We start from the raw sequence: 9,437 nt of genomic DNA on the forward strand, positions 1-9,437 counted from the left end.
GCTTCCTCCAGCAGGTTCTGGATCTGCATCGCGACGAGGCCGGAGTCCTCCACCAGCAGGATACGGCTGGGAAGGACCGGCGCCGCTTCCTTCCGGGGACCGGCTGCCGTCATCGATACCTGCGGGGGCCGCGCCCAATCGACGACATGCTCGACCGGGATGCGGACATGGCACCGGACGCCGTCGGCCGCGAAGACCAGCCTGCTTTCGCCATCGACTTCGTAGGCGAGGCTCTTCTCGATCACGATCCGGCCGAAGCCGCGGCGTGCCGGCGGCGAAACGGGCGGGCCGCCACGTTCGGTCCAGTCGAGCGTGAAAGTCGCCCCCTCGCCGTCCCTGGCGCCTTCGTTCAAGGCCCAGGCGATATCCACCGTTCCTTCGGGCACCGACAAGGCGCCGTACTTCGCCGCATTGGTGACCAGTTCGTGGATGGCCATGCTGAGCGCCAATGCGGCCTTCGGCCTCAGCATTACCTCCGGCCCGGTGAGACGCGTGCGGATTGCCGCGCCCTCTACCCCTGCGGTGTGGGCGCGGGCTTCTTCCTCCAGCAGGCTGCGCAGGTCGGCGCCCTCCCACCGGCTCTGGGTCAGCAGGCTGTGAGCATGGGCCATCGCCCGCAGGCGATTGCCGAAGGAGGAGGTGAAGCTGTTCAGCATCTCGGAAGCGGCGCCCGAGGCGGCATCGCCGCCGTTCCCGCCGCCGGCCGAGGCGTACTGGACCAGCGCCTGGATGTTCGCCAGCGTGTTCTTGACCCGATGGTCCAACTCCGCCAGCAGCAGTTCCTGCCGCTGCCGGGACAGCTCGCGTTCACGCGCCACTTGGTCTACCCGTTGTAGCACCACCTCCAGCAGCGTGGTTCTCAGGGTTTGGGCCGCCGTGATTTCAGCCTCGCTCCAGGGCACGGCCCTGAAGCGCACCTGTTCGACCCAGGCATCGAATGAGCGCCGGGGAGACAGACGGAGTTCGCCAGGCTTCGTTTCCACCGGCTTGTTCGGGTTGCCGGCCCAGGTCACGGTCCGGAGGACTTCGGGCCGGAACCAGAAGACATAGTCGCGGGGACTGCGCGACACCGAAAGCACGAGCACGCCGCAGGCCTGCTCGGCCATGTCGCACCCGTCTTCCCAGACCAGCGGCAGGCGGTCGGTCGCCCAGACGCCCGGCGCATTGCTGGTGGCAAGCCATTCCGCCAGCTTCTTGATTTTCCCTTCGTCGGGCGTCGTTCCGATCGACGAGTACCTGCCGTCCAGCCATAGGGCGACGCCGCTGGAGGGCAGGTAATCCTGAAGGTTCGGCTGATGCTGGACAAGACCTTGGACGATGTCCGGCTCGCTGGAGATCACGGCGACCAGCCGGTCGTGGATGTCGCGCATGCGCATCGTTTCTTCCAGCGTATCGGCCTTGATCCTGGCTTCGAGCTGGAAGGAGAACATTTGGGCGAACAGTTCGCAGGCGGCTCTCAGGCCGGGCGCCAGATGCCTGGGCTGATCGTGATGGCAGGCGAACAGGCCCCACAGCTTGCCGCCCCGCATGATCGAGAGCGACATGGAGGCGCGCACGCCCATATTGGCCAGATATTCCAGATGGAGCGGAGACACGCTGCGGAGAGCGCAGTGGGACAGGTTGACCGGTGCGCCGGTAAGGGGACTGAGAGGAGGCGTCAGCGGCGCCGGCTGGTACCGGGCGTCGGAGATCAGCCGCAGCCAGTTGCGGCTGTACAGGTCCCGCGCCTGCGCCGGAATATCGGATGCCGGGAAATGCAGATCCAGATATGTACCGATCTCTCCTTTCCTGGCCTCCGCGAAGACATGGCCGCTCTCATCCTCGTTGAAGCGGTAGACCATGACGCGGGCGAACCCCGTCGCCCGCCGGACCTCCTCGGCCGCGCGCTGACAAAAGTCCTTGAGGCCGTCGGCATGCTGTACCGATGCCAGCATCGTCTGGACCAGCGCCAGCGGTCCGCCGGGCAGCTGGGGAGCGTTCTGCACAGGCTCCATCTCGACGATCATGCCCGCTTCGCCGGTATGGACGGCGGCGTCGAACCTTTGTCTGACCGCGGTCACCTCGAAGCTGAAAAGGTTCTCCGACCGGGGGCCGTGGCTGGCGCGCGTCAGGATGTCCTTGATGACTTGGATCGCGTCGGCGCTGACCAAGGCTCCGAACTCGACGCCCAGCAGGTCCTCCGCCGTCAGCCCCAGCAGAACGTCGGTCGGTCCCGCTGCCTGAAGGATGACCAGGCTTTCCGGGTGAAGGACTACCAGGATGCCGTGCGGCTGGATCGATCCGGGGATCTCGATCGGTTCGCGATCGCAATTGGTCAAATCCGCCGTGCCGAACGATGGGTTCGTTACGACCATACAACAACCCCCGGTAAGTTCTTATAGACTGAAATCAGTGGCTATCAGTGGCGTCGATCATAACCCACCCGCCACGAATTAACACGCCGACGCATATGAAGAGGTAAAGACAGTCAATATTCGCAACGGCTTATCGTTTGAGCGAAATTTTATTAGCTCTCCGGTTTACAAAGATCCGGACCTGGGCCGGCAGGGCACGAACCAAGACATGGGGAGCAAGCCTGTCTGTCGATACAAACAAGTGATCAGAATCAACAAGCTTCGCAGATAATAGAGTTTTAAGATGCAAATCTCTTAAAAAATGGATCGTTCCGGCTATGCCGATTTTAGAACACGGTTATGAGACGTCTGCCAAACGCTATGAATCCTGTTATAAATTTGTTACCATATCGACCTGTTGACGACTTACGGAACAGGAGTTCAGGTGGTAGAAAACCGCTAAACTCTTGAAAAACGATGAGGAAGGCTTATCTGTTGTCTGTTCGTCGGGGCTTTTGAGCCCATTTCGCAGCGACGAACTTTCCCGGAAATCCCGACCTATCGATCCGGTGGATGTGATTTTCAAAAATCGCCCTCCTTTATGGGGCGATTTTGTCGCGTCCGTGCGGTTCTGGTGGTCAGGGTGGGACATGTCGACGGAAGAGGAGGCTCGACGAATGACGTTATTGAACATTGCGCAGAGCGGCGGCGGCATGGGCCGCTACCTTGAGGAAGCCAAACGCTTTCCCATGCTGAGGCCCGATCAGGAACAGGCCCTGGCGCTGGCATGGCGTGACCGCAGGGACGAGCAAGCGTTGCGGCAACTGACCGGCAGCCATCTGCGGCTGGTGATCAAGATCGCCCGCGGCTTCGCCGGCTACGGCCTGCCTGCGTCGGAACTGATCGCGGAAGGCAATGTCGGCCTGATGCAGGCGGCGCAGAAATTCGATCCCGACCGCGGCTTCCGATTCGCGACATACGCGATCTGGTGGATCAGGGCCTCGATCCAGGAATACATCCTGCACAACTGGTCGATGGTCAAGATGGGCACGACCGCCGCGCAGAAGAAGCTGTTCTTCAACCTCCGCCGGCTCAAGGGCAGGATGGAGGAACTGGAGCAGGGCGACCTCTCGCCGGAAACGGTCACGAGCATCGCGACCGAACTGGACGTTCCCGAAACCGAGGTGGTCGAGATGAACCGCCGGCTGTCGATGGGTGACAGTTCCCTCAACGCCGCTGTCGGCGGCGAAGGCGATACCGACTGGCTCGACCTTCTGTCGGACGAGCGCCCGACCCAGGAAGCGGTGGTCGCCGAAGCCGATGAGATGGCGCTGCGCCGCCGCCTGCTCGGGCAGGCGCTGGAGAAGCTGAACGACCGCGAACGCCAGATCCTGCTGGAGCGCCGGCTTGCCGAGGAACCGGCAACGCTGGAGGTGCTTGGCGAACGATACGACGTATCGCGCGAGCGAATCCGCCAGATCGAGGCCCGCGCCTTCGAGAAACTTCAGAAGGCTGTCCTGAACGCCTCCCAGGCGCTCCGCAAGCCCGTCCGCCAGCCGATGCTGGCGGCGGGCTGAGGACCGCTCCGATATTCTTTTCTGATTCTCTCCGAACCGATTTCAAGAACTCCGTCCAGGATGAACCGGCAAGAACCGGTTTGGACCGGTTCAGATACGGACTGAGGATGTGCTGAAGGCTTCGGTCACCGGCTTCTGAACGTAGCCTTGCAGCACGACCGCCGATCCGACTGCCAGAAGGACGGCGGTGAGGATGCCGAAAAAGAAGGCTTTCATGACTTGGCTTGCTCCCTGAAGCGGCCGAGATTGAACGGCTGGATCAGGCGCCCGACGGGGTGCCTGCCTCTTTATCGTCAACAATACGCGTTGAATGCGATCGATGCAATCACACGCGATTTCATCGCGCGGCAATCCTGCGCATCCTATTGCGCGCCGGTGCGGTCTCGGTCATAGCTTCGGTTCCAGGATCACAGCGCCAGGGGAATTTCCTTCATGACCGACGTTCCGGCCGTCACCGCTCCGGCCCGGCCCTATGGCCACGGCGTCACGCTGGCCCAGGCGCTGCGGGTATGGATGCGAATCGGCCTGCTGAGCTTCGGTGGGCCGGCGGGGCAGATCGCCATGATGCACAGGGTGCTGGTGGAGGAGTTGCGCTGGATCGGCGAGACCCGTTTCCTGCACGCGCTGAACTACTGCATGCTGCTGCCGGGACCGGAAGCCCAGCAACTCACCGTCTATATCGGCTGGCTGATGCACCGGACGCTGGGCGGATTGATCGCCGGCGTGCTGTTCGTGCTGCCCGGCGTCGTCTCGATCATGGCTCTGAGCTGGATCTATGCCGGTTTCGGCAACGTCCCGCTGGTGGCGGCGCTGTTCTTCGGCCTCAAGGCGGCGGTGCTCGCCATCGTCCTTCAGGCGGTGGTGCGGCTGGGAAACAAGGCGTTGAAGAACGGCGCCATGGTCGGCATCGCGGCGGCCGCCTTCATCGCCATCTTCCTGTTCGACCTGCCGTTCCCGCTGATCGTGCTGGGAGCCGGGGTGATCGGCTTCCTCGGCGGCCGTTCCGGGCTGCGCGCCTTCCAGGTCGGTGGCGGCCATGCCTCCGCCGGGGGTAAGCCTGTCGCGGATGCCGAAACCCTGCTGGGGGAGGAGACGCCGGACCATGCCCGCCCGTCGCTGGCGTGGTCGTTGCGGATTTCGGCGATCTGCCTCGTCCTCTGGTTCGGACCGATCCTGGTGCTGGGATTGTCGCTGGGCTGGGATAGCGTCTATGCGCAGATAGCGCTGTTCTTCTCGAAGATGGCGGTCGTCACCTTCGGAGGCGCCTATGCCGTGCTGGCCTATGTGGCTCAGCAGGCGGTCGAGAACTATGGCTGGCTCCAGCCCGGCGAGATGCTGGACGGCTTGGGCATGGCGGAGACGACGCCGGGGCCGCTGATCATGGTGCTCCAGTTCGTCGGCTTCATGGGAGCCTTCCGCGATCCCGGCGGCCTGCCGCCGATGCTGGCAGGGACTCTGGCGGGGCTGCTGGCGACCTGGGTCACCTTCGTCCCCTGTTTCCTGTGGATCTTCCTGGGAGCACCCTTCGTCGAAGCGCTGCGCGGCAACCGCGCGCTGACGTCGGCGCTGAGCGCCATCACGGCGGCGGTGGTCGGCGTCATCCTCAACCTTGCGATCTGGTTCGCGCTGCACACCCTGTTCAGGGAGGTAAGGGAGGTCCAGATCGCCGGAATGTCGATCGACTGGCCGGTTGCAGCTTCCATCGATCTCGCCGCCCTGCTGCTGACCGCTGCGGCCGTCGTGGCCGTCTTCCGCTTCAAGGCCGGCGTGCTGCCCGTGATCGGCGGGTGCGCGGCAGCGGGGGTACTGCTGCATCTGGTTTCATGAATGCAGACGGTTTCATGAATGCAGACGGTTTCATGAATGCAGACGGTTTCATGAATGCAGACCGGGCCGTGAAGCAACTCCACGGCCCGGCGCTTGTCCGAGTTACTCGGCGGCGGCGGCCGCTTGGCCGCGATGGCGGCCCTCGCCGATCTCCTCGATCAGCTTGGCGCAGAAGGCCGGCAGATCCTTCGGCGTTCGGCTGGTCACGAGACCCTTGTCCGTCACCACTTCCTGGTCGAGCACATTGGCTCCGGCATTCGTCAGATCGACCCGGATCGGCGTCACGGCGGTCAGCGTCCTGCCCTTGACCAAACCGGCGCTGATGAGGACCTGCGGACCGTGGCAGATGGCGCCGACCGGCTTGCCGGCCTTGAAGAACTCGCGGACGAACTGAAGCGCAGCCTCGTTGGTGCGCAGTTCATCCGGATTGTAGAGACCGCCGGGGATCACGAGGGCGTCGTAGTCATCCGCTTTGGCTTCGCTCAGGGCACGGTCCACGGTGACGTTCTCGCCGGGATCGAAATGCTGGAAGCCTCGAATCGAGCCCTGCTCGGGTGAAACGACATGGACGGTGGCGCCGGCGTTCTTCAGGGCTTTTTGCGGTTCGGTCAGTTCAGTCTGCTCAAAGCCATGAGTAGCCAGAATAGCGACCTTGCGGCCTTCAATGGACTGAGCCATCTTGTTCCTCCAAATCATGTCGATGTCCAGCATCATCCCTGTTCTAGTCTATAGAAACTCAGTGAATGATGCTGGCTGAATGGGTCGCGATCTTGCGCATTAACCTTGCCGACAGAATTGGGGCCGGTTTCGATACGATCAAGGGGAAGATATTTCTGTTTCCAGCAGGGAACTTTTGCCGGTCTCCTGCGGCGAGACGGGCAGGTGCATTGATCCGCCGCAACGGTTAACATCCCGGCGCGCCTTGTAAAGAAGGCGGAGACATTGCGGAAGGACGGCGAACTCCATGCTGCTGGCGATAGGTGACGGCGCCCTCGACGCGCTGCTGGCCCAGGATGCCCCGACGGGTGACCTGACCACCCACGCGCTCGGCATCGGCCGGGCTATGGGCCGGATTACCTTCGCCGCGCGGGCCGACATGGTGCTGTGCTGCGCCGAGGAGGCAGCCCGCATGCTGGAGCGTGTCGGCGTGGCGCCGGACCTGCGTTACGGCAGCGGCGACAGGATCGCCGCCGGGACCGTCTTTCTGGAGGGACGGGGACCCGCTGCAGGTCTCCACCTCGCCTGGAAGGTGTCGCAGACTCTGGTCGAATATGCTTCCGGCATCGCGACCCGGACCCGCAGGATCGTCGAGGCGGCGCGGGCCGAGGCTCCGGATGTCGCCGTCGCCTGCACCCGCAAGAACTTCCCCGGCACCAAGGAGATCAGCGTCAAGGCGGTGCTGGCCGGAGGCGCCCAGATGCACCGGCTGGGATTGTCCGAAACGCTGCTGGTCTTCCCCGAGCACGCCGTCTTCCTGGATGGCACGACGGATTTTCATGGGCTGAAGCGCCGGCACCCGGAAAAGAAGCTGGTGGTGGAAGTATCCTCCGTCGAAGCGGCGCTGAGGGCGGCGGAGGCCGGCGCCGATGTGCTTCAATTGGAGAAGCTGCCGCCCGAAGCGGTGGCGGAGACGGTCCGGCGCGTGTCCTCGTTGCCGTCTCGGCCCCTTGTCGCCGCTGCCGGCGGCATCAACGAGACCAACGCCGCCGCCTACGCCGCCACGGGTTGCGCCGTGCTGGTGACGTCGGCGCCGTACTTCTCCAGGCCGATGGATGTGAAGGTGGTTATTTCCCCGATCGAAGACTCCGCCGGAGAACGGCCATGACCGGAAACCTGGGCTGGCTCGCGCTTGCCTCCGCCTTCCTGCTGGCGACGCATTTCGGCATCGCCAGCACGGGCCTACGCGGCACGCTGATCGGGAAGATCGGCGAGGGCGGCTACCGCGCCGTCTATTCGCTGATCTCGCTGGCGGCCTTCGTCTGGCTGGCCATGGCCTATGGTGCCGCCCCCTTCATGCCCGTGTGGTTCCCCGACACATGGATGTGGTTCGTGCCGCTGGCGGTGATGCCGTTGGCCTTCCTGCTGCTGGTCGGCGGCGTCAGCACTCCCAACCCGACTGCGGTCGGCCAGGAAAAGCTGCTGGAAAAGGAGTTGGGTCCGTGCGGCGTGCTGAGGATCACCCGCAATCCGGTAATGTGGGGCATCGGCCTGTGGTCGCTGGCCCATATGGTGCCCAACGGCGACTGGGCCTCCCTGCTGTTCTTCGGCACGCTGGCCGTGCTGGCGCTGCTCGGCTCCGTCCTGATCGACGCCAAGAACGCCGCGCGCCATGGCGACGCCTGGACCCGCTGGACTCAGCTAAGCTCCAACATTCCGTTCGTGGCATTGATCCAGGGCCGTCAGGACTTGGGCGTCACGATCCGGGAAATCGGCTGGGTCCGGCTGGCGGTAGCCCTGGTGCTCTATGCAGGCCTGCTCCACGGCCATGGCTGGTTGTTCGGAGTGTCGCCGCTGCCGCCGGTCTGAATGTCGTTGACGGTTAACTGCCGGTAGGACTACAAATAAGATCAAGGCTTTGATCTTATTTGTAGGCTGGGTATGGAACAGATCACCGATACCGAGATCCGCCGCCGTCTGGCCTTCGACAATCCGTGGTGGACCACCGGAGTCGGAATCGACCGGGAATACCGGGCTTGGCCGCGACGAGCCTACTTCAAAGCTTTCTACGATCTGGTCGAACGCCGCTCACCCCGCCGCGCCGTGGTCCTGATGGGGCCGCGCCGGGTCGGCAAGACAGTGATGATCAATCAGGCGGTCCAGAGCCTTCTTGATGGCGGTGTCGCGGGGTCGGCGATCTTCTATGTCTCGCTCGATACGCCGCTGTATACCGGCCTGTGGATGGAGAAGCTGCTCAACCTGTTCATGGACGAACACGGCCATGGTCCAGGCGCCGAACTGTTCGTTTTCTTCGACGAGGTGCAATACCACCCCGATTGGGAGCGGCATCTGAAGTCGCTGGTGGATTCCTTCCGTGACGTGAAGTTCACGGTATCCGGCTCGGCTGCGGCGGCATTGCGGCTCAAGAGCCAGGAGTCCGGGGCTGGGCGGTTCACCGACTATCACCTGCCGCCGCTGAGCTTTTCGGAGTTCCTGGATTTCCGAGGGCACGGCCATTGGTATAAATGGGAAGCTGAAATACTCAACGCCGACTTCATCGATTACATCAACTTCGGCGGCTTTCCGGAAGCGGTCTTGGACGAAGCCGCGCGTTCCGACATGTCGCGCTATATTGCCAACGATATCGTTGACAAGGTTCTGCTGCGCGATCTTCCCAACCTTTATGGCATCGCCGATGTGCAGGAGTTGAAGCGCCTGTTGACCATGCTGGCCTACAATACAGGCAATGAAATATCTTATGATAATCTTAGAAAAGAATCTGGTATTGCAAAAAATACACTTCGAAAATACATTGACTACCTTGAAGCTGCTTTTCTAATTTTACGGCTGCGTCGGATTGATTACAACGCGGCGCGGTTTAAACGCGAAACATGCTTCAAGATTTATCTAACAAATACTAGCCTGCATACGGCTCTGTTCGGCCCCGTTTCTGACGATGAAGATGCGCGTCTTGGTCGCCTAGTCGAAACAGCCCTTGTTAGCCAGATCGCTCAGGGACCTAATTTTTCGGACTGGTATTATG

At 62.6% G+C, this 9,437-nt stretch carries 8 protein-coding genes; 5 read left to right on the forward strand and 3 right to left on the reverse strand.

What is annotated here, in order from left to right; genetic code table 11:
• Positions 1-2,318, reverse strand: a 2,318-nt coding sequence (locus AC5JJ6_RS27945) for a GAF domain-containing protein (protein ID WP_496045198.1), incomplete at its 3' end; no start/stop codon positions are given.
• A 692-nt stretch (positions 2,319-3,010) separates the two neighbouring features.
• Between AC5JJ6_RS27945 and rpoH the strand changes: the two genes are divergently transcribed.
• Positions 3,011-3,910: an RNA polymerase sigma factor RpoH gene (rpoH, locus tag AC5JJ6_RS27950; protein ID WP_496045199.1), complete on the forward strand. Its 900-nt coding sequence runs from the start codon at positions 3,011-3,013 to the stop codon at positions 3,908-3,910.
• Positions 3,911-4,000: 90 nt separating this feature from the next.
• Here the strand turns inward: rpoH and AC5JJ6_RS27955 are convergent, their stop codons facing one another.
• Positions 4,001-4,126, reverse strand: a complete 126-nt coding sequence (locus AC5JJ6_RS27955) for a hypothetical protein (RefSeq protein ID WP_496045200.1) — start codon at positions 4,124-4,126, stop codon at positions 4,001-4,003.
• Between the two features lie 216 nt (positions 4,127-4,342).
• Here AC5JJ6_RS27955 and chrA point away from each other — a divergent pair, with 216 nt between their 5' ends.
• Complete coding sequence (gene chrA / locus AC5JJ6_RS27960) at positions 4,343-5,737, forward strand: chromate efflux transporter (protein ID WP_496045201.1); 1,395 nt, start codon at positions 4,343-4,345, stop codon at positions 5,735-5,737.
• 102 nt (positions 5,738-5,839) lie between these two features.
• Here the strand turns inward: chrA and AC5JJ6_RS27965 are convergent, their stop codons facing one another.
• A complete protein-coding gene (locus AC5JJ6_RS27965; protein WP_496045202.1) occupies positions 5,840-6,415 on the reverse strand; it encodes a type 1 glutamine amidotransferase domain-containing protein in 576 nt (191 codons plus the stop codon).
• 286 nt (positions 6,416-6,701) lie between these two features.
• On the opposite strand from AC5JJ6_RS27965, the gene modD reads away from it, so the two are divergent.
• The 3 genes from modD to AC5JJ6_RS27980 form a co-directional block, all read left to right on the forward strand.
• Complete coding sequence (gene modD, locus AC5JJ6_RS27970; protein WP_496045203.1) at positions 6,702-7,562, forward strand: ModD protein; 861 nt, start codon at positions 6,702-6,704, stop codon at positions 7,560-7,562.
• On the forward strand, positions 7,559-8,263 hold the full coding sequence (locus tag AC5JJ6_RS27975; protein WP_496045204.1) for an NnrU family protein: 705 nt from the start codon (positions 7,559-7,561) through the stop codon (positions 8,261-8,263). Before modD ends, AC5JJ6_RS27975 begins: the two co-directional genes overlap by 4 nt.
• Positions 8,264-8,335: 72 nt before the next feature.
• Positions 8,336-9,437, forward strand: a 1,102-nt coding sequence (locus AC5JJ6_RS27980; protein ID WP_496045205.1) for an ATP-binding protein, incomplete at its 3' end; no start/stop codon positions are given.

This window comes from Skermanella sp. (genome assembly GCF_059503625.1).

Coding starts and splice junctions, on each gene's coding strand:
- rpoH (WP_496045199.1), top strand. CDS start 3,011: ATGACGTTATTGAACATTGCGCAGAGCGGCGGCGGCATGGGCCGCTAC.
- AC5JJ6_RS27955 (WP_496045200.1), bottom strand. CDS start 4,126: ATGAAAGCCTTCTTTTTCGGCATCCTCACCGCCGTCCTTCTGGCAGTC.
- chrA (WP_496045201.1), top strand. CDS start 4,343: ATGACCGACGTTCCGGCCGTCACCGCTCCGGCCCGGCCCTATGGCCAC.
- AC5JJ6_RS27965 (WP_496045202.1), bottom strand. CDS start 6,415: ATGGCTCAGTCCATTGAAGGCCGCAAGGTCGCTATTCTGGCTACTCAT.
- modD (WP_496045203.1), top strand. CDS start 6,702: ATGCTGCTGGCGATAGGTGACGGCGCCCTCGACGCGCTGCTGGCCCAG.
- AC5JJ6_RS27975 (WP_496045204.1), top strand. CDS start 7,559: ATGACCGGAAACCTGGGCTGGCTCGCGCTTGCCTCCGCCTTCCTGCTG.